17 protein-coding genes are annotated in these 19,222 nt (G+C 56.1%); 7 read left to right on the top strand and 10 right to left on the bottom strand.

Features of this window, described 5'->3' with window-relative positions; translation table 11 throughout:
* Positions 1 to 179: 179 nt before the first annotated feature.
* Genes ABLV12_RS24440 through ABLV12_RS24430 form a run of 3 tightly spaced genes read right to left on the bottom strand, consistent with a single transcriptional unit; the run spans position 180 to position 3,138 of the window.
* Positions 180 to 1,148: a YbhN family protein gene (locus tag ABLV12_RS24440; RefSeq protein WP_004111555.1), complete on the bottom strand. Its 969-nt coding sequence runs from the start codon at positions 1,146 to 1,148 to the stop codon at positions 180 to 182.
* A complete protein-coding gene (gene clsB, locus ABLV12_RS24435) occupies positions 1,148 to 2,392 on the bottom strand; it encodes a cardiolipin synthase ClsB (RefSeq protein WP_348867413.1) in 1,245 nt (414 codons plus the stop codon). The genes ABLV12_RS24440 and clsB overlap by 1 nt, the downstream gene beginning before the upstream one ends.
* The gene (locus ABLV12_RS24430) at positions 2,389 to 3,138 is read right to left on the bottom strand and encodes an endonuclease/exonuclease/phosphatase family protein (RefSeq protein ID WP_077266542.1); all 750 of its coding nucleotides are present in this window, start codon (positions 3,136 to 3,138) and stop codon (positions 2,389 to 2,391) included. Before ABLV12_RS24430 ends, clsB begins: the two co-directional genes overlap by 4 nt.
* 143 nt (positions 3,139 to 3,281) lie before the next feature.
* Between ABLV12_RS24430 and ABLV12_RS24425 the strand changes: the two genes are divergently transcribed.
* The gene (locus ABLV12_RS24425) at positions 3,282 to 3,692 is read left to right on the top strand and encodes a YbhQ family protein (protein ID WP_004100459.1); all 411 of its coding nucleotides are present in this window, start codon (positions 3,282 to 3,284) and stop codon (positions 3,690 to 3,692) included.
* Here ABLV12_RS24425 and ABLV12_RS24420 read toward each other — a convergent pair.
* The 6 genes from ABLV12_RS24420 to ABLV12_RS24395 form a co-directional block, all read right to left on the bottom strand.
* Positions 3,654 to 4,760 carry an ABC transporter permease gene (locus ABLV12_RS24420; RefSeq protein WP_064397533.1) on the bottom strand — a complete coding sequence of 369 codons (1,107 nt, stop codon included), beginning with the start codon at positions 4,758 to 4,760 and terminating at the stop codon, positions 3,654 to 3,656. The genes ABLV12_RS24425 and ABLV12_RS24420 overlap by 39 nt on opposite strands.
* A 91-nt stretch (positions 4,761 to 4,851) precedes the next feature.
* The gene (locus tag ABLV12_RS24415) at positions 4,852 to 5,985 is read right to left on the bottom strand and encodes an ABC transporter permease (RefSeq protein WP_004100462.1); all 1,134 of its coding nucleotides are present in this window, start codon (positions 5,983 to 5,985) and stop codon (positions 4,852 to 4,854) included.
* The gene (locus tag ABLV12_RS24410; protein WP_004100464.1) at positions 5,975 to 7,714 is read right to left on the bottom strand and encodes an ATP-binding cassette domain-containing protein; all 1,740 of its coding nucleotides are present in this window, start codon (positions 7,712 to 7,714) and stop codon (positions 5,975 to 5,977) included. The genes ABLV12_RS24415 and ABLV12_RS24410 overlap by 11 nt, the downstream gene beginning before the upstream one ends.
* Complete coding sequence (gene hlyD / locus ABLV12_RS24405) at positions 7,711 to 8,703, bottom strand: secretion protein HlyD (protein ID WP_004100466.1); 993 nt, start codon at positions 8,701 to 8,703, stop codon at positions 7,711 to 7,713. The genes ABLV12_RS24410 and hlyD overlap by 4 nt, the downstream gene beginning before the upstream one ends.
* Positions 8,700 to 9,377 (bottom strand): transcriptional regulator CecR, encoded by a 678-nt coding sequence (gene cecR, locus ABLV12_RS24400; protein ID WP_024273947.1) that lies wholly within the window; start codon positions 9,375 to 9,377, stop codon positions 8,700 to 8,702. The genes hlyD and cecR overlap by 4 nt, the downstream gene beginning before the upstream one ends.
* Before the next feature lie 71 nt (positions 9,378 to 9,448).
* Complete coding sequence (locus ABLV12_RS24395) at positions 9,449 to 10,372, bottom strand: LysR substrate-binding domain-containing protein (RefSeq protein ID WP_070556192.1); 924 nt, start codon at positions 10,370 to 10,372, stop codon at positions 9,449 to 9,451.
* Positions 10,373 to 10,713: 341 nt separating this feature from the next.
* Here ABLV12_RS24395 and ABLV12_RS24390 point away from each other — a divergent pair, with 341 nt between their 5' ends.
* The 5 genes from ABLV12_RS24390 (at position 10,714) to rhlE (ending at position 16,361) form a co-directional block, all read left to right on the top strand.
* Complete coding sequence (locus ABLV12_RS24390) at positions 10,714 to 12,045, top strand: MFS transporter (protein WP_004111568.1); 1,332 nt, start codon at positions 10,714 to 10,716, stop codon at positions 12,043 to 12,045.
* A gap of 50 nt (positions 12,046 to 12,095) precedes the next feature.
* Positions 12,096 to 12,845 (top strand): glucose 1-dehydrogenase, encoded by a 750-nt coding sequence (locus ABLV12_RS24385; protein ID WP_348867412.1) that lies wholly within the window; start codon positions 12,096 to 12,098, stop codon positions 12,843 to 12,845.
* A 13-nt stretch (positions 12,846 to 12,858) separates the two neighbouring features.
* Positions 12,859 to 13,704, top strand: coding sequence for a transketolase (locus ABLV12_RS24380; protein ID WP_004100471.1), 846 nt, complete (start codon positions 12,859 to 12,861; stop codon positions 13,702 to 13,704).
* The gene (locus ABLV12_RS24375; protein ID WP_004111573.1) at positions 13,704 to 14,696 is read left to right on the top strand and encodes a transketolase family protein; all 993 of its coding nucleotides are present in this window, start codon (positions 13,704 to 13,706) and stop codon (positions 14,694 to 14,696) included. The genes ABLV12_RS24380 and ABLV12_RS24375 overlap by 1 nt, the downstream gene beginning before the upstream one ends.
* Before the next feature lie 300 nt (positions 14,697 to 14,996).
* Positions 14,997 to 16,361 carry an ATP-dependent RNA helicase RhlE gene (gene rhlE, locus ABLV12_RS24370; RefSeq protein ID WP_016808143.1) on the top strand — a complete coding sequence of 455 codons (1,365 nt, stop codon included), beginning with the start codon at positions 14,997 to 14,999 and terminating at the stop codon, positions 16,359 to 16,361.
* A gap of 114 nt (positions 16,362 to 16,475) precedes the next feature.
* Here rhlE and ABLV12_RS24365 read toward each other — a convergent pair whose 3' ends face one another.
* Complete coding sequence (locus tag ABLV12_RS24365; protein WP_224226336.1) at positions 16,476 to 16,586, bottom strand: small membrane protein; 111 nt, start codon at positions 16,584 to 16,586, stop codon at positions 16,476 to 16,478.
* Positions 16,587 to 17,045: 459 nt separating this feature from the next.
* Between ABLV12_RS24365 and dinG the strand changes: the two genes are divergently transcribed.
* Positions 17,046 to 19,190, top strand: coding sequence for an ATP-dependent DNA helicase DinG (dinG, locus tag ABLV12_RS24360; RefSeq protein ID WP_023320613.1), 2,145 nt, complete (start codon positions 17,046 to 17,048; stop codon positions 19,188 to 19,190).
* The last annotated feature ends 32 nt before the right edge of the window (positions 19,191 to 19,222 follow it).

Below are 19,222 nucleotides of genomic sequence, written 5' to 3'. Positions count from 1 at the left end.
CCCCGTTACACAAAATGCAGAGATGGCTTGCATAACGGGAGGTGTCCATATACGGTCAGCGAAGCGCCTCCGGGCAAGTTCATCAACGGAGGAGTGGATAAAATAGCGGCAGATATCCACGATATCTACCAAACCGCATGAAACTGCAGCCCCGGTCAGCATTCGCGACCGGGGCTTTTTTACTTCTCACCCGCCAGCTTGCGCTGGTTTTTCGCCCGCAGATGCTTTGCCCGGCTCTCCAGAATCAGGTAGCCGATGGTCGCCAGCAGCAGCGGCAGGAAGTAGTACAGCGCGCGATAGGCGAGCAGGGCGGCGATGATCGCGCCGCGCGAAATCTCTTCGCCGGAAAGCATGGCGATAAACACCGCCTCAAGCACGCCAATCCCTGCCGGAATATGCACGATAACTCCCGCAATGCTGCTGACCAGCAGCACGCCGAGCACGAGGAAATAGTCCACCTGTGGCCCCAGCAGTAGCCAGATAATCGCCCCCATCGCCATCCAGTTCAGGCTGGAAACCGCCATCTGCAATATCGCGAAGCGCCAGGAGGGCAGAACCAGCCGCTGGCCTTTTATCGTCAGATGGCGCTTTTTAGCAAAGGCGCAGGCCCATAAATAGAACGCGGAAATCAGCAGCAAAATGACGCCGAGAATTTGCAGCGACGACTGACTGATATACCAGCGCTCGGGCACCTTCACCATGCCGGAGCTAAAAATGATGCCGCCGAGCAGAATATAGCCCAGCCAGTTGGTGGTAATGCTCAGCGAAAAAATTCGGGTAATGGTTGCGCCGCTCAGGCCGAGGCGCGAGTAGAGCCGATAGCGCATACCAATCCCACCCACCCAGGTGCTGAGCGTCAGGTTAAAGGCATAGCAAATAAACGACACCAGCATCACCTGGCGTTTAGCCAGCTTGTGGCCGCAGTAGGCGCGTCCCAGCAGGTCGTAGCAACCATAGATCAGGTAGCTGGCGATAACCAGGCCTATGGCGCTGAGCAGCGCCGTACGGTTGTAATCGCGAATCACTTTCCACACTTCCTGCCAGTCGATTTTCTGTGCGTAAACGACCAGCAGCACAACGACGGCGATAAAAAAGAGCACCGTCAGGATTTTTTTCGCCATCCGCCAGCGAGGGTGAGATTTCGCCATCAGGATTTGACCTCCTGGTTTTCCGGGTCCACGCGATCCTGGGTTTCAATTTCTGGCTGAACCGGAGGCTGAACGCGCGACAGCAGGGGCGTATGGGCCGGAAGCCATCCGACCCACGCGGGGAAGTGGCGCAGGAAGTGGAACGCCAGCACGCTAATCCCGAGCCGCCACCAGGTTCGTTTCGACAAAATGCGCTTATCCACTTCGCGGCAGTCGTTGGCGATTAAGCCATTGAGATTATCGCGCAACGTCTGGTTGAATTCGCGGTCGTGGATCACCAGGTTGGCTTCCAGATTGAGTGACAGGCTGAGCGGGTCGAGGTTGCTGGAGCCGACGGTGGCCCAGTGGTCGTCCGCCAGCGCCACTTTGCCGTGCAGCGGACGGCGGCGATATTCAAAAATCTGCACGCCGCCTTTGACCAGGTAGTGGTACAGCAGTCGTGCGCCGAATTTAACAATCGGGATATCCGGTTCGCCCTGGACAATAAGCTTGACGCGTACGCCGCGGCGGGCAGCGTTGCGCATCGCATGCAGCAGCCGATAGCCGGGGAAAAAGTAGGCGTTGGCGATAATCACTTCCCGGCGGGCGGTGGTCAGCATTTTCAGATAGTGGCGTTCGATATCATCGCGATGATCCTGATTATCCCGCCAGATAAACAGCGCTTGAGCCTCGCCGGGATTGCGGTTGACTTCGGGCTTATGCCGACGGCGGCGCCACCAGCGGCGGGTGGCTTCGCTGGTGGGCAGGTTTTCCAGTTCAAACTGCAGAATGTCGAGCACCACCGGCCCTTCAACCTGCACGGCGTAGTCCTGTTTGGCCTCGGGACCGTAATCGGTCATATGCTCGGCGGAGTAGTTAATTCCGCCGACAAAGGCGGTAACGTCGTCGATCACCACGATTTTACGATGCATGCGGCGGAATAAATTGGTGCGCATGCCGAGCAGCCGCGGGCGCGGATCGTAGTAGCGAAAAATCACCCCGGCCGACGTCAGTTCGCCCACAAAGCTTTCGCTCAAATCCGGAGAGCCGTAACCGTCCAGTAGGACTTCTACGCGCACGCCGCGCTGGGCCGCTTTGAACAACACGGCATGCAGCTGCTTGCCGACGTCATCCTCGAACCAGATAAAGGATTCCAGAATCACCCGCTGCTGCGCGCGATCAATAGCGGCAAATAATGCCGGATAATAGTTATCGCCATTTTCTAATAGCCGAATGCGGTTTCCTTCCTGCCAGCTGCATTTCACAGATGTATCTCCACGCTAAGCGGTGCATGATCGGACAAATGACGCCACTGTTTTAACGCCAGCGCTTTTGGCTGGCTGGCATGGGCGTTTTTTACGTATATGCGGTCGAGGCGCAGCAGAGGGAAGCTGACCGGGAAAGTTCGCGCCGGGCGCCCTCTGGCGCGGGTAAAAATCTCCTCCAGCCCGGCCTGGGCTTTAAGCTGGCGGTTAGCCTGCTGCTGCCAGTCGTTAAAATCACCGGCCACTACCACCGGCTCGCCCGCGGGCAAACCGTTTACCCAGTCCGCCAGCATCGTCAGCTGGGCCAGGCGCTGATGAGAACGCAGACCCAGATGCGCGCAGATCACATGGATAGCTATCCCGCTTTCGGGCGGGACGATGCGGCAATAGAGCAGGCCGCGCTTTTCGCTGTTGCCGACCGAAACATCCAGATTTTGATAATGTTCTATAGGAAAGCGAGAAAGTACCGCGTTGCCGTGATGCCCTTCCGGATAAACCGCATTGCGACCGTAGGCGTAATCGCTCCACATGGTATCGGCAAGAAATTCATAGTGGGTCGTATCCGGCCAGTTTTCGATATGCAGCGGATGAATTTCGTGCGCACCCATCACCTCCTGCAGGCAAACAATGTCGGCGCTGACGCTACGCACCGCTTCGCGCAGCTCGGGTAAAATAAAGCGGCGATTGAAGGCAGTGAACCCTTTATGAGTGTTAATTGTCAGCACGTTTAGCGAAAATCGCGGCATTTGGTTGTCCTTATTTCTCTGGGCAATGTCACTTTCCTGTAGGAAATAGTGTAGTAGAGGTCACAAAAAGATGCGGTGATACGGAATTTTCCGTAAAGTGCGGTACTCTGAGTAGCAGAGAAAAATCCTTCAGGAGAGAAGCCATGAAGTGGCAACAACGTGTACGCGTCGCAACGGGTCTTAGTTGCTGGCAGATTATGTTGCATCTACTGGTCGTGGCAGTACTGGTGATGGGTTGGATGAGCGGCGCGCTGGTGCGCGTCGGATTAGGTTTGTGCGTGCTGTACGGCGTCACGTTACTGTCGATGCTGTTCTTGCAGCGTCACCACGATGAGCGCTGGCGCGACGTCGGTGATTTCCTTGAGGAGCTCACCACCACCTGGTACTTCGGCGCGGCGGTAATCGTGCTGTGGCTGCTGTCGCGCGTGCTGCACAACAACCTGCTGTTAGCCCTCGCCGGGCTGGCCATACTGGCAGGTCCGGCGGTGGTTTCACTGCTGGCGAAAGATAAAAAACTACGCGATCTTTCTTCGGAACATCGCATACGCCGCTGAGCCGGTGGTGGCCGCTATGACCAGTAGCGGCCACAAACTTCCCCACACAATTTCCAGACTCGCATCCTTCAGATAGATCTGCTTGGTGATATCGGTAAAGTGACGTATCGGGTTTATCCACGTCAAATCCTGCAGCCATTGCGGCATATTCTCCACCGGGGAAACGTAGCCCGAGAGCAGAATTGCCGGCATCATAAAGACGAACACGCCGATAAACGCCTGCTGCTGCGTGGAGCACAGTGACGAAATCAGCAGGCCGAATCCTACCAGCGACAGGCCGTAGACAATCATCGTAAAGTAAAACAGCAGCAGCGAGCCGGCAAAGGGGATTTGATAGGCCCAGATACCAATTCCCAGCACGATGGTGGCCTGCAGGGTCGCGACGATTAGCGCCGGCACCGCTTTACCGATAAAGATCTGCCAGGTTGCCAGCGGCGAGACCAGCAGCTGATCGAGCGTACCCTGTTCGCGCTCGCGGGCAACGGAGAGCGAGGTGACGATCATCACGCCGATGGTGGTGATCATGGCGATTAGCGACGGCACGACGAACCATTTGTAATCGAGATTCGGGTTATACCAGTTGCGTACCACCAGCTCGCTGTTGTTTGGTTTGGCTTTGTCTTCCATTAACGCCTGCTGATAGTTTTTGACGATCTGCTGGAGATAGTTCGCGGCGATCTGCGCGCTGTTGGAGTTGCGCCCATCAAGCAACAGCTGGAGAGGGGCGGTCTGCCAGGTATCGAGGTTGCGCGAAAAATCTGCCGGGAATCGCACGACCAGCAGCGCCTTTTGTTCGTCAATGGTCGGTCTTATCTCCTGAGGGCTTTTCAGCAACAGGACGTGGGTGAAGGCTTTAGCGCGGGCAAAGCGCTGGGTCAGCTCCACGGCGTGCTTGCCGTTGTCTTCGTTATAGATGGCGATGCTGGCGTTAGTCACCTCCAGCGTGGCGGCAAAGGGGAACAGCAGCACCTGAATGAGTACTGGCATAATTAAAATCGCCCGCGTCTGCGGTTCACGCAGCAGCGACTGTAGCTCTTTGCGGATTAACGTCCATAAGCGATGAAACATCTCATATTCTCTCTTTGTGATCCCCGGATTGCGCTGCGCTTATCCGGGCTACCCGTTTGTCAGCCCTTGTACCGGGGGGCGCGCAGGCAAATTAATCCAGACGTCGTTTGGTTTTCAGCCACGTCAGGCCGATAAACATCACCGCCGAGGCGATCAGGAACAGCACGTTCACCAACAGCACCACCGGGATATTGCCCGCCAGAAACAGGCTTTGCAGAGTGCTGACAAAATAGCGCGCCGGGATCACGTAGGTCACGGCGCGAATTATCGCCGGCATGCTGTCTATCTGAAAAATAAACCCGGAGAGCATGATTGACGGCAGGAACGCGGCATTCAGCGCGACCTGCGCGGCGTTAAACTGGTTACGGGTGATGGTGGAAATCAGCAGCCCCATGCCCAGGGTACTCAGCAAAAACAGGCTGGTAATAAAAAACAGAATCACCAGCGAACCGCGGAACGGCACGCCGAGAATAAACACCGCCACCAGCATACACAGCAGCATCGCCAGCATGCCGAGGAAATAGTAGGGGATCAGCTTGCACAGCAGCAGCTCGGCGCGGGTAATTTCGGTCGACAGCAGCGCTTCCATCGTGCCGCGTTCCCACTCGCGGGCCACCACCAGCGACGTCAGGATCGCGCCGACCACCGTCATAATGATGGTAATCGCGCCGGGGATAATAAAATGCTGGCTGATGGCGGCCGGGTTAAACCAGTAGCGCATCTGCACGTCGATCAGCGGCTCGAAGGTTTCACCGCGATCTTCCGCCCGCTGCTGCTGCCAGATTTGCCAGATGCCTTCGACGTAGCCCTGGGCGAAGTTAGCGGTATTGGGTTCGCTGCCGTCGGTGATGAGCTGGATCGGCGCGTCGTCGCCGGGACGGGCCATCTTCTGGTCGAAGTCCACCGGTAGGGTGACCAGGGCGCGAATGCGTCCCGCCTGCATCATCTGCACCAGTTCCTGGCGGTTATCGCTGATGGTGGCGTCAATATAGGGGGAGCCGGTCATGGTATGGACAAAATCCAGCGCCTCTTCGCTCTGCTGCTCCAGCAGCACGCCCACCCGCAGCTTGCTGGAGTCGAGGTTAATCCCGTAGCCAAAAATGAACAGCAGCAGCAGGGGGATCACCACCGCAATCAGCCAGCTGCTGGGGTCGCGGACGATCTGCCGCGTCTCTTTCACGCACAGGGCGCGTACGCGCCGCCACGATAGCAGTTTAGCGCTCACCGGCGTTCTCCTTATCCCAGTCATGGATGAGGGTGATAAATGCCTGCTCCATCGTCGGGTCTGGCTGTTTTTCATCCGCCGCCAGCGCCTTCAGATCGTCCGGCGTGCCGCTGGCGATCAATTTGCCGTGATAGACCAGACCGATACGATCGCAATACTCCGCCTCATCCATAAAGTGGGTGGTCACCATCACCGTGACGCCTTTATCGACCATGCTGTTGATATGCAGCCAGAACTCGCGGCGGGTGAGGGGATCGACGCCGGAAGTGGGTTCGTCAAGAAACAGAATATCCGGCTCATGCATCAGCGAGCAGGCCAGCGCCAGGCGTTGTTTATAGCCGAGCGGCAGATCGTCAGCGGCCTGCCTGGCGATGCTTTTCAGGCCGAACGCCTCGCTCATGCTGGCGATTTTGTCGTTCTGCGCCCGTCCGCGCAGGCCGTATACGCCGGAGAAGAAGCGCAGGTTCTGCTCAACGGAAAGGTTACCGTACAGCGAGAACTTCTGCGCCATATAGCCCAGATGCTGACGCGCTTTGCCGGAGCTGACCTTCAGGTCCATCCCCAGAACCAGCGCTTTACCGGAGGTGGGGACCAGCAGGCCGCACATCATCTTAAAAGTGGTAGACTTACCCGCGCCGTTAGGCCCGAGAAGGCCGAAAATCTCCCCACGTTTAACCTGAAAATCGACGTGATCGGTAGCGGCGAAATCGCCGAATTTCTTGGTCAGGGTCTGCGCTTCAATCACCGTGTCCTCATGGGAGCCTTCCACGGTATGGATAATTTTTCCCAGCGGCGATTCGGCGGTACCGGCACCGCCGAGCAGGTCGATAAAGGCGTCTTCAAAACGCGGCGCGGTTTCAGCGACCTCCAGCGGCGGCATATCGGCAGCGTTCTGTACTTCGCTGATGCTGGCCTCTTTTTTAATGATCAGGCGTACCGATTTACCCTGAATGACGCCATCGCTGACCTGCGGCAGCTTCAGGGTGCGCTGGAGCAGGCGGCGGTTATTCTCCCGGGAACTGGAAATCAAAAAACTGCGTCCCGCCATGGTCTGCGTCAGCTCTTTTGGCGCCCCCTGGTAAAGCAGCTGGCCCTCGTTCATCAACAGAACGTCCCGGCACTGCTCGGCCTCGTCGAGGTAGGAGGTGCTCCAGAGGATCAGCATCCCGTCGCCCGCCAGCTCGTGTACCATCTGCCACAGCTCGCGGCGTGAGATGGGGTCGACGCCGACGCCGGGTTCATCCAGCAGCAGCACCTTCGGCTCGCCGACGAGGGTACAGGCCAGGCCGAGTTTCTGCTTCATGCCGCCGGAAAGCTTACCCGCCAGCCGGCCGGTAAAGGGGCCGAGAGAGGTAAACTCCAGCAGCCGGGCGAAGGTTTTCTCCCGCGCCTCGCCGGTCACGCTGCGCAGGTCGGCGTAGAGCGTGAGATTTTCCATCACCGTCAGATCTTCATACAGACCGAATTTTTGCGGCATATAGCCGAGCACCGCGTGCAGGGCGCTATCGTCAGCAATCGGGTCGAAGCCGATCACCTTTGCGCTGCCTGCGTCGGGCTTCAGCAGCCCGGCGAGCATGCGCATCAGGGTGGTTTTTCCGGCGCCATCCGGGCCCACCAGACCGGTCACATAGCCGGAGTGAATGGTGCAGTCCAGCGGCGCGACGGCCGGGCGGTCCATCCCGGCAAAGCTCCGGGTCAGGCCGCTCAGCGTAATCACGTCTTCGCTCATTGGCCGTTTCCATGACTGAAAGCGACGGTGACCGGCATCCCCTGACGCAGCGCGTCGTCGGCATCGGTGACCACAATTCGCAGGCGATAAACCAGATCGGTGCGCAGGTCCGGGGTTTCCACGGTTTTCGGCGTGAATTCAGCGGTAGGGGAGACGAAGCCGATTTTACCGCGATAGGGTTTATCCGGGCGACTATCGGTGTAAAGCAGCACTTCGCGCCCCGGCTGGGCCTGGCCCAGGTTGGTTTCATCGATGTAGGCGCGTACCCATACCGGATGGGTTAACGACAGCGTCATTACGGTACCGCCCGCGCTAAGCATGCTGCCCGGCTCGACGGCGCGGGTCATCAGCGTTCCGTCGGACGGCGAGGTCAACGTGGTATCGTGCAGGTCCAGCTTCGCCTGCGCCAGCGCGGCCTGCGCCTGTTCGAGGCTGGCTCTGGCCTGGGCGATTTCCTGCGGACGGTTCCCCGCGCGATACTGGCGCAGCTTATCCTGCGCGGATTTCAGCGTCGCCTGGGCCTGATCGCGCGAGGAGCGGGCATTTTCCAGATCGTTCGCGGAGATGGCGCTGCTTTTGCGTAGCCCCAGCTGGCGCTGATAAAAGTTCTGCGCATAGTCGTAAGCCGCCTGCGCCTGGTTGACCGCGGCGGCGGCCTGGGCAATCTCCTCCGAGCGATATCCCGCCATCATCAGGTCGTACTGCGCCTGGGCGGTGGAAACGTTGGCTTGCGCCTGCTGCAGGGCGTTTTCGTAGGGCGCGCGATCAAGCTCGCCCAGCGTCTGCCCGGCTTTTATCGCATCGCCCTCGTCGACGCTGAGCGATGCCAGCCGTCCGCCCACGCGAAAGCTCAGGTTAACGGTGCGAATATCCACGTTGCCATAAAGCGTGAGCTCTTTTTGCTGGCTGCTCTGGTACCACCACCAGCCTCCGCCAATGACAGCGGCCAGCAGGAGAAGCAGCACAACGACGATGAGCGGTTTTTTCATGACTCCAGACCCCTTTGCGATAATCCTTCCAGAACGAAATCTATATGGCAGGTAATAACTTCAAAAATTTGCTCGGTTTTTTGCCGATCGAATTCAGCCCAGCCCGCGCGGCGCAGCACCGTTTCCCGACCAAGACGAAAGGCGAGCACTTCGCCAAGTAGCGCGTGCGTGTGCAGCACCATCTGCGTGCTGTCAGGGTTAAGGCCGGTATAAGCGGCGATTAAACGGGTCAGGTAGCAGTGTAGCGGAGCAATGACCTGATCGTGGATAAGCCGGTAGGCCGCAGTCGGCGATAGCTGTTCGCGGGAGATAAATTTGCTCAAGTTAACCGTATCATCCTGGGTCAGCAGCAAAATCATATTCTGACAGGCGCGCAGAATCAGAGTGCGCATGGCGGCTTTGTCCGGAAGAGGCTGAGCGAATAGCGCTTCTGCCGCCTGCGCGTGGGGGCGGAAATTGTGCTCGATAAAATCGGCGATCCACTGGGCGCAGGCGAGATAGAGATCATCCTTAGAACCAAAATAGTAGGCGATCGCAGCGATATTCTGCCCGGCCTGGGCGGCAATATCGCGGGTCGTGGCGTGCAGGCCGTATTCGCCGAACTGGGCGATAGCGGCGGCGATGAGCTGGCTTTTCGCCTGCTCTCCCTTGCTGGTAGTCGGTGTGGTGGTCATCTCGCGCCTAGAGTTAATCAATCGATTGATTAACTCTAGGCGCAGGTTGCCGCTTTGTCCAGCGTCGACGGTTAGATATGAAATCCCTCATGACTGAGCTCTTCGGCAACCCAGTTAAAAAAGATCTTCACTTTCTCTTTTTGCTCGTTAGGGTGCGGCAAAACGAAGTGATGGGCGTTAACCGGCATACTCGCGTCGCTGGAAAAAACCGGTTCGAGGTGCCGTTGCCGAACGCTCTGACCGGCCAGCAAATTACTCTCAAGAATAATGCCCATACCCATGCGCGCGGCCTCAATGCTCATATAGGAACGGTCAAAATTAAAAATAAAGCTTTTATTCCAGCCGCGAACCTTGTGCCAGGATAACCAGTTGCTCCAGCCGATCAGCGTGCTGTCGGAGTGGATAAGATCGCAGGTCAGTAAGTCTTCAATGGTCTGAACTTCGCGGCTGGCTAAATAAGTTGATGAGCTATAGGGGAGCATGCGTTCATTTTTTATGGTTTTGACCACCAGAGTCGGCCATTGTGAGAGCCCATGGCGAATATCGATATCAATATTATCGCGGGAGAACTGGATACTTTCATAAGAGCAGGTCAGGCTAATTTTAAGCTCGGGCCAGGCCTGGCGAAATTTGTTCAGGCGGGGCATCAGCCACAGGAGCCCAAAGCTGGGCGCGGAGTGAATGCGTAAATAATCCTGATGGATATCGTTAATCACCTGATTGGTGGCCTGGCCAATAATATTTAACGCTCCGGAAACCTCTTTAAGATATTTTTCACCAATTGCGGTTAACACCATGCCTTTACTGCTGCGGGAAAATATTTTCTTTCCGAGATACTGTTCCAGGCTGGCTATCTGATGGCTGACCGCTGAGGCCGTAATATTGAGATTCTCTGCGGCCAGATTGAGACTGCCGGTATCCGCTACTTCAATAAATGCCTGAATATTGCGTAAGGAGGGCATCGGTAAACTTTTATTTTGCAGCGGCTGATTCATCATTTCTCCCGCAAATAGAAAATGTCTGGTGGTATTATTTTTACTTCGCAAGAAGCTACGCTCGTCCTTATCTCCACAATGGCACATCAGCATAACATAGAGACAAAATAAGTAATGGCGTAATTCGTGATGAAGTTAACAGTTTTAGGGCGAGGGATGCCAGGCAACATAATTCGCAGGAATTTGCGTGCAGTCACGAAGCAAATTTTTCTCACTCATAATTGAGGTTTTTTGAATACCCTTTCCTTTTTGGGTTGTTATATTGCAACCACAGGCCTGATACCAAGGCGCGATGCGGTAAGGTTCGCGACAAAAACATAAAACAATAATGAGGATACCCTATGTCACGTATAGATACTGTTGTCTGTACTGACGCCAGGAAAACAAAATATCGTTTCGTGGTTTTGACGATGATTTTTCTGGTGTATGCCATAAATTACGCTGACAGAACGAATATCGGCGCGGTGCTGCCGTTTATCATTGATGAGTTTCATATCAATAACTTTGAAGCCGGGGCCATCGCCAGCATGTTTTTTTTGGGCTATGCGGTAAGCCAGATCCCGGCAGGATTCTTTATTGCCAAACGCGGGACCCGGGGGTTGGTTTCGCTATCCATTTTCGGCTTTTCCGCTTTTACCTGGCTGATGGGCACCGTGAGCTCCGTTTTTGGTCTGAAAATGGTGCGTCTGGGACTGGGTCTTAGCGAAGGGCCGTGCCCGGTAGGACTGGCTTCAACCATTAATAATTGGTTCCCGCCGAAAGAGAAAGCCACGGCGACGGGCGTTTACATTGCAGCCACCATGTTTGCGCCGATCATCGTTCCGCCGCTGGCGGTGTGGATTGCGGTAACCTGGGGGTGGCGGTGGGTCTTTTTCTCCTTTGCGATACCGGGGATTGTGGCGGCGATAGCGTGGTACCTGTTGGTTAAGTCAAAACCCTCAGAAAGCGGATTTGTCTCACCTGCCGAACTGGAAGAGATCAATGCCGGGCGTGAAACCGATAATAACCTTGTGCGCGAAAATATCTTAATTGCCAATCGTTTTACCTGGCTGGATACAATTATTCGAGTGAAGAAAATGGCGCCTATCGATACGGCGAAAGGATTATTTACCTCAAAAAATATTCTCGGTGACTGTCTGGCCTATTTTATGATGGTTAGCGTACTGTACGGATTATTAACCTGGATCCCGCTGTATTTAGTCAAAGAGCGCGGTTTTGATGTGATGAGCATGGGCTTTGTGGCAAGTATGCCGTGCATCGGCGGTTTTATTGGCGCGATCGCCGGAGGGTGGATTTCAGATAAAGTATTAGGCCGTCGGCGTAAACCCACCATGATGTTTACCGCTATTTCAACGGTGGTCATGATGTTAATCATGCTGAATATTCCAGCGAGTACCCTGGCGGTCTGCATTGGTTTGTTCTTCGTCGGCTTTTGTTTAAATATCGGCTGGCCGGCTTTTACCGCTTACGGTATGGCCGTTTCGGACAGTAAAACCTATCCGATCGCCTCTTCTATTATTAATAGCGGTGGCAACCTTGGCGGATTTGTTGCCCCGATGGCTGCGGGATTTTTACTGGACCAGACCGGCAGCTTTAATTCTGTATTTACTTATTTTGGTATCTGCGCAGCAATTGGTTTGCTGGTTATTCTCTTTCTCGATGAGCCACAATAACGGAAATATATCCTGTTAATTAATATGACGTAACGTCATGGAGTAAAATTATGTTATTAAAAGATAAAGTCGCCATTATTACTGGCGCGGCCTCCGCACGCGGTTTGGGTTTTGCTACCGCGAAGTTATTTGCCGAAAACGGCGCTAAAGTGGTCATTATCGACCTCAATGGCGAAGCCAGCAAAGCCGCGGCGACGGCATTAGGCGAAGGCCATCTCGGGCTGGCGGCAAACGTCACCGATGAAGTTCAGGTTCAGGCGGCAATGGAACAGATTCTGGCGAAATATGGTCGGGTAGACGTGCTGGTGAATAACGCCGGTATCACCCAGCCGCTGAAGCTGATGGACATTAAACGTGCCAACTATGACGCGGTATTGGATGTCAGCCTGCGCGGTACGCTGCTGATGTCGCAGGCGGTTATCCCGGCGATGCGGGCGCAAAAATCGGGCAGCATTGTCTGTATCTCGTCGGTTTCAGCCCAGCGCGGCGGCGGTATCTTCGGCGGCCCGCACTACAGTGCGGCAAAGGCCGGAGTGCTTGGCCTGGCGCGAGCGATGGCCCGCGAGCTGGGTCCGGACAACGTCCGCGTCAACTGCATTACCCCGGGGCTGATCCAGACCGATATCACCGCCGGTAAGCTGACCGACGAAATGACGGCCAACATCCTCGCCGGAATCCCGATGAACCGCCTCGGCGATGCGGTTGACATCGCGCGCGCCGCGCTATTCCTCGGCAGCGATCTCTCTTCCTACTCTACCGGTATCACCCTTGACGTAAACGGCGGCATGTTAATCCACTAAGCGAGGCAAGCAGATGAAGATCACCGAAGCACAAAAAGTCGCCGCGGCGGCGTGGCGGATTCGCCGCTATGCCCTGCGCATGGGGGAGGTTCAGGGTCAGGGCTATATCGGCCAGGCATTAGGCTATGCGGATGTGCTGGCCACCGCGTTCAGCCACGCGATGACCTACCGTCCGCAAGAGCCGCAGTGGGAAGGACGCGACCGCTTCCTGCTCTCTCACGGCCATTACGCCATCGCCTACTATGCGGCGCTGCTGGAGGCGGGAATTATCCCGGAAGAGGAGCTGGAAACCTACGGTTCTGACGACAGCCGCCTGCCGATGTCGGGAATGGCGACCTACACCCCGGGGATGGAGATGTCCGGCGGCTCGCTGGGGCAGGGGCTCTCTATTGCCGTCGGGATGGCGCTGGGGCTGCGGCAAAAAGGGAGCGCATCCTGGGTCTACAACTCCATGTCGGATGGGGAGCTGGATGAAGGTTCCACCTGGGAAGCGGCGATGTCGGCGGCGCATTACGGCCTGACTAACCTGATCAACATCGTTGACGTGAATAAACAGCAGGCGGACGGCGATTCGCGCAAAATTCTCGGCTTTGAGCCGCTGCATGAAAAATGGGCCGCCTTCGGCTGGTACGTGCAGCGCGTCGACGGTAACGATCTGGCGGCGGTGATGGCCGCCTTTGATAACGCGAAAAATCATGCGGGCAACCAGCCGCGGGTCATCTTATGCGACACGTTGATGGGTAAAGGGGTCCCGTTCCTCGAAACCCGGGATAAAAACCATTTTATTCGCGTCGATGCCGATGAGTGGCAAAAAGCGATTGCGGTGCTGGACGCCAACAAACCGGAAGGAGTGCTGTAATGAGCCAGAGTAAACCACGTTTAAAAACGTCCGCGATGATCGCTTCTATTGCTGACGAAGGTCAGGCGACGATTCCGGCACCGTTTGGCGTTGCGCTCTCGAAGCTGGCGGCGCAGCGACCGGAAATCGTTGGTATGACCGCGGACCTGTCAAAGTACACCGATCTGCACATTTTCGCGCAGGCTTTCCCGGATCGCTTTTTCCAGATGGGAATGGCGGAACAGCTGCTGATGGGGGCGGCGGGAGGAATGGCGAAAGAGGGATTCATTCCCTTCGCCACCACCTATGCCGCTTTTGCTACCCGCCGCGCCTATGATTTTATTCATCAGGTCATTGCCGAGGAGCATCTCAACGTGAAGATCTGCGCGGCGCTCCCGGGCCTGACCACCGGCTACGGGCCGAGCCATCAGGCAACGGAAGATCTGGCGATTATGCGCGGCATTCCCGGCATGGTTATCGTCGACCCATGCGATGCGCTGGAGATAGAGCAGGCGGTACCGGCGATTGCCGACCATAACGGTCCGGTATATATGCGCCTGCTGCGCGGTAAGGTGCCGCTGGTGCTGGATAAGTACGACTATCAGTTTGAGCTGGGCAAGGCGAAGCTGCTTGAAGATGGCAACGATGTGCTGATTATCTCTTCCGGGCTGATGACCATGCGCGCCCTCGAGGCGGTCGAAAAGCTGCGGGCCGATAATATCAGCGCAGCCGTACTGCACGTGCCAACGATCAAACCGCTTGATGAAGAAACGATCATTGCACAGGCCTCGAAGCCCGGTCGCCTGGTGGTTACTGCCGAGAACCATACTTCGGTTGGCGGACTGGGGGAGGCGGTTGCCGCGTTGCTGATGCGCAAAGGCGTGCGCTGCGAGCTGGATACCATTGGCTTGCCTGACGAATTCCTGCTGGCCGGCGCGCTGCCGACTCTGCACGATCGCTACGGCATTTCCACCGCGAGGATGGTCGAAAAAATTAAGTATCGCCTGCGTTAATTGCTTTCGCCGCCGCGTCCTGCGGCGGCGCTTCTCTGCTTTTGTTCGCGGTTTCCCTGTCGAGGCATTAAACGTGCTATTTCGGGGACGCCTGGCGCGAAGCGCCATCGCCGCTTCTCATCGACAGAACGGGGAGCTGTCGTTTGTGAGACAGAGGATTCTTTTCGGCAGATTTTATGCGGTTCGTCACAAAATCTGCTAGACTGCGCAACTTCATGGCATTGTGGTTTTTGCCATCTCTTTCGCAATAATCTCCCTGAAAACTACGCCTGTGACGGGCCGGGGCGGTTCGGAGTTGTTATGTCTTTTGATTCCCTTGGCCTGAATCCTGAAATCCTGCGCGCCGTCGCTGAGCAGGGCTACGTAGAGCCAACCCCTATTCAGCAGCAGGCTATCCCGGCAGTATTACAGGGCCGCGATCTGATGGCCAGCGCCCAGACGGGTACCGGCAAAACGGCGGGATTTACGCTGCCGCTGCTTCAGCACCTGATCCAAAAAGAACCCCACGCCAAAGGTCGTCGCCCGGTGCGCGCCCTGATCCTGACCCCGACGCGCGAGCTGGCGGCACAGATTGGCGAGAACGTCCGGGATTACAGCAAATACCTTAACGTTCGTTCGCTGGTGGTTTTCGGCGGCGTAAGCATTAACCCACAGATGATGAAGCTGCGCAGCGGCGTCGATATTCTGGTGGCAACCCCTGGCCGTCTGCTGGACCTTGAGCATCAGAACGCCGTGAGCCTGGACAAAGTCGAAGTGCTGGTGCTGGATGAAGCCGACCGTATGCTGGATATGGGCTTTATTCACGATATTCGCCGGGTGCTGGCGAAGCTGCCGGCAAAGCGGCAGAACCTGCTGTTCTCCGCAACTTTCTCCGACGACATTAAATCACTGGCGGAAAAGCTGCTGCATAACCCGCTGGAAATCGAAGTCGCCCGCCGTAACACCGCTTCTGAGCAGGTGAGCCAGCTGGTACATTTTGTCGATAAAAAGCGCAAGCGCGAGCTGCTGTCGCAGATGATCGGCGAAGGCAACTGGCAGCAGGTTCTGGTCTTTACCCGCACCAAACACGGCGCAAACCACCTGGCGGAACAGCTCAATAAAGACGGCATCCGCAGCGCCGCTATTCACGGCAACAAGAGCCAGGGCGCGCGTACCCGAGCGTTGGCTGATTTTAAATCCGGCGGCATCCGCGTGCTGGTCGCAACCGATATCGCCGCGCGCGGTCTGGATATTGAAGAGTTGCCGCACGTGGTGAACTACGAGCTGCCAAACGTGCCGGAAGATTACGTGCACCGTATTGGTCGTACCGGGCGCGCTGCGGCAACGGGCGAAGCGCTGTCGCTGGTCTGCGTAGATGAACATAAGCTGCTGCATGATATCGAACGCTTGCTGAAGAAAGAGATCCCGCGCATCGCCATTGCGGGTTACGAGCCGGATCCGTCGATCAAAGCCGAGCCGATTCAGAACGGTCGCCAGCAGCAGCGCGGCGGCGGTCGTGGCGGTCAGAGCCAGGGCCGGAGCGGCCAGGGACGTGGTGGTCAGGGACAAGGTCGTGCCCAGCAGGCTGCTCCGCGTCGCACCGATGGCGAAGCGCCGAAAGCGCGCACTCAGGACGGTAAGCCTCCTCGCCGTCGCCGCCCGCGCAAACCTGCTGCGGCTGAGTAAAGTTGTTTTGGCTGCGGTGGGGAAATCTACCGCAGCTTGTTCCTTTCAGAACACATCGCGATTAAAATTTAACACTCTCCCGCTAAGTCTGACTTCAATGTTGCCGCTCGCTATTTATCTTTTATGAGATCTTACTTTTGGCAATGAACTATTTTTACGATTTTTGCAATAACTAACAAAGTTATAACCTGCAACTATCAAAAGAATGACAGATACTAATAACATTAAAAAAGCAACCATATATACCCTCAATAATTTACAGACCCTGCGGGTTCATAAAGCAGTATACGGATTAGCGTTTAAGATATAATATATTATGAGTGTAGATATTCTTAATGTATCTGAAATTAAAGGATTAATTTTAATTTCACGGTCTTTTTGACGATATTTTTCGGAATTCGTTTAGATGATTTTAAACATCTTCATGTTTTTTTGAATGCCCATAAAGTTAAATTGATAGCGATTTTGGTGACTGTGCTGGTATTTTGAAAATTATATTCAGCCCGGATAAAATAACGTTATGACACATTATTCATTAAGTGGATGTCGAGCGTTGGTTGTGGCTGCATAAACCGACTTCAGCCTGATTCTGCGAGACCGCTTCCTGTTTGCCGAAAAAGGGATACCTCCCTCCCGGCAAAAATGGCACAATAGTGGCTGTTTATACAGTATTCAGGTTTTCTCATGGCTTTGACCGCAGCGCTGAAAGCGCAAATCGCCGCCTGGTATAAGGCGCTTCAGGAACAAATTCCTGACTTTATTCCCCGGCCTCCGCAGCGGCAGATGATCGCCGATGTGGCGAAGACGCTCGCCGGAGAAGAGGGGCGGCACCTGGCGATTGAAGCGCCGACCGGGGTCGGCAAAACCTTGTCGTATCTGATCCCTGGCATTGCTATTGCCCGCGAAGAGCAAAAAACGCTGGTGGTCAGCACCGCCAACGTTGCGCTGCAGGACCAAATCTACAGTAAAGATCTGCCGCTGCTGCGCAAAATCATCCCCGATCTGCGCTTTACCGCCGCCTTTGGCCGCGGGCGCTACGTCTGCCCGCGTAACCTGGCCGCGCTTGCCAGCACGGAGCCGACGCAGCAGGATTTGCTGGCCTTTCTTGATGACGAACTCACGCCTAACAACCAGGCGGAGCAGAAGCTGTGCGCAACGCTGAAAGCGGATCTCGATAGCTACAAATGGGACGGCCTGCGCGATCATACCGACAAAAACGTGGATGATTCTCTGTGGAGCCGCCTGAGCACGGATAAAGCCAGCTGCCTGAATCGAAACTGTCACTATTATCGCGAATGTCCGTTCTTTGTCGCCCGACGGGAAATCCAGGAAGCGGAAGTGGTGGTGGCGAACCATGCGCTGGTGATGGCGGCTATGGAGAGCGAAGCGGTGCTGCCGGAGCCGAAGCATCTACTGCTGGTGCTTGATGAAGGCCACCATCTGCCGGAGGTCGCCCGCGATGCGCTGGAAATGAGCGCTGAAATTACCGCCCCGTGGTATCGCCTGCAGCTGGATTTGTTCACTAAGCTGGTTGCGACCTGCATGGAGCAGTTTCGCCCTAAGACCACGCCGCCGCTGGCGAATCCCGAACGTCTGACTGGACACTGCGAGGAGCTGTTCGAGCTAATCTCCTCGCTGAATAATATTCTCAATCTCTACATGCCGGCCGGCCAGGAGGCGGAGCATCGCTTTCCGATGGGGGAACTGCCGCAGGAAGTCATGGAGATCTGCCAGCGGTTGGCGAAACTCACCGAAACGCTGCGCGGCCTGGCGGAGCTGTTCCTTAACGATCTGGGCGAAAAAACCGGCACGCACGATGTGGTGCGTCTGCACCGGGTTCTGCTGCAGATGAACCGCGCGCTGGGGATGTTTGAAAGCCAAAGTAAACTGTGGCGGCTGGCGTCGCTGGCGCAGTCCTCCGGCGCACCGGTGACTAAATGGGTCACCCGCGATCTGCGCGATGGTCAGATGCATATCTGGTTCCACTGCGTGGGGATCCGCGTCAGCGATCAGCTGGAAAGGCTGCTCTGGCGCAGCGTCCCGCATATCGTCGTCACCTCTGCGACGCTGCGTTCGCTGAACAGCTTCTCTCGCCTGCAGGAGATGAGCGGGCTGAAAGAGAAAGCCGGAGATCGCTTTGTGGCGCTGGATTCGCCCTTCAACCACGTCGAACAGGGTAAAATCGTCATTCCGCAGATGCATTATGAACCGCTTATCGATAACGAAGAGCAGCATATTGCCGAAATGGCCGCCTATTTCCGTGAACAGGTCGAGAGCAAAAAGCATCTCGGCATGCTGGTGCTGTTCGCCAGCGGAAGAGCGATGCAGCGTTTTCTCGAGCACGTGACCGATCTGCGCCTGCTGCTGCTGGTTCAGGGCGATAAGCCCCGCTACCGACTGGTGGAGCTGCACCGCAAACGCGTTGAAGGCGGCGAGCGCAGCGTACTGGTTGGGCTGCAATCCTTTGCGGAAGGTCTGGACTTAAAAGGCGAGCTGTTAAGCCAGGTGCATATCCATAAGATAGCTTTCCCGCCGATAGACAGCCCGGTGGTGATCACCGAAGGTGAATGGCTCAAAAGCCTCAACCGCTATCCGTTCGAAGTCCAGAGCCTGCCCAGCGCGTCATTCAACCTGATTCAGCAGGTGGGGCGCCTGATCCGCAGTCATAGCTGCTGGGGAGAGGTGGTGATTTATGATAAACGTCTGTTAACCAAAAATTACGGTAAGCGCCTGTTGAACGCATTACCCGTATTTCCGATAGAGCAGCCTGCCGTCCCTGAGGTTATAGTAAAAACGAAAGCAAAACCGACGCGTCGCAAGCGGCGATAGTGGTGCAATGTCGACGATGTGAGAAGCTCAGA

Source organism: Klebsiella sp. CN_Kp100 (assembly GCF_040065315.1).
Lineage (GTDB): Bacteria > Pseudomonadota > Gammaproteobacteria > Enterobacterales > Enterobacteriaceae > Klebsiella > Klebsiella oxytoca.
The sequence above is the reverse complement of the archived record's forward strand: the minus strand, read 5'-3'. Positions and strand labels throughout refer to the sequence as shown.

Excerpts from the sequence above, each read along its gene's own strand:
- ABLV12_RS24440 (WP_004111555.1), bottom strand. The coding sequence starts at position 1,148 with ATGGCGAAATCTCACCCTCGCTGGCGGATGGCGAAAAAAATCCTGACG.
- ABLV12_RS24430 (WP_077266542.1), bottom strand. The coding sequence starts at position 3,138 with ATGCCGCGATTTTCGCTAAACGTGCTGACAATTAACACTCATAAAGGG.
- ABLV12_RS24425 (WP_004100459.1), top strand. The coding sequence starts at position 3,282 with ATGAAGTGGCAACAACGTGTACGCGTCGCAACGGGTCTTAGTTGCTGG.
- ABLV12_RS24420 (WP_064397533.1), bottom strand. The coding sequence starts at position 4,760 with ATGTTTCATCGCTTATGGACGTTAATCCGCAAAGAGCTACAGTCGCTG.
- ABLV12_RS24410 (WP_004100464.1), bottom strand. The coding sequence starts at position 7,714 with ATGAGCGAAGACGTGATTACGCTGAGCGGCCTGACCCGGAGCTTTGCC.
- hlyD (WP_004100466.1), bottom strand. The coding sequence starts at position 8,703 with ATGAAAAAACCGCTCATCGTCGTTGTGCTGCTTCTCCTGCTGGCCGCT.
- cecR (WP_024273947.1), bottom strand. The coding sequence starts at position 9,377 with ATGACCACCACACCGACTACCAGCAAGGGAGAGCAGGCGAAAAGCCAG.
- ABLV12_RS24395 (WP_070556192.1), bottom strand. The coding sequence starts at position 10,372 with ATGAATCAGCCGCTGCAAAATAAAAGTTTACCGATGCCCTCCTTACGC.
- ABLV12_RS24390 (WP_004111568.1), top strand. The coding sequence starts at position 10,714 with ATGTCACGTATAGATACTGTTGTCTGTACTGACGCCAGGAAAACAAAA.
- ABLV12_RS24385 (WP_348867412.1), top strand. The coding sequence starts at position 12,096 with ATGTTATTAAAAGATAAAGTCGCCATTATTACTGGCGCGGCCTCCGCA.
- ABLV12_RS24380 (WP_004100471.1), top strand. The coding sequence starts at position 12,859 with ATGAAGATCACCGAAGCACAAAAAGTCGCCGCGGCGGCGTGGCGGATT.
- ABLV12_RS24375 (WP_004111573.1), top strand. The coding sequence starts at position 13,704 with ATGAGCCAGAGTAAACCACGTTTAAAAACGTCCGCGATGATCGCTTCT.
- rhlE (WP_016808143.1), top strand. The coding sequence starts at position 14,997 with ATGTCTTTTGATTCCCTTGGCCTGAATCCTGAAATCCTGCGCGCCGTC.
- ABLV12_RS24365 (WP_224226336.1), bottom strand. The coding sequence starts at position 16,586 with ATGTTATTAGTATCTGTCATTCTTTTGATAGTTGCAGGTTATAACTTT.
- dinG (WP_023320613.1), top strand. The coding sequence starts at position 17,046 with ATGGCTTTGACCGCAGCGCTGAAAGCGCAAATCGCCGCCTGGTATAAG.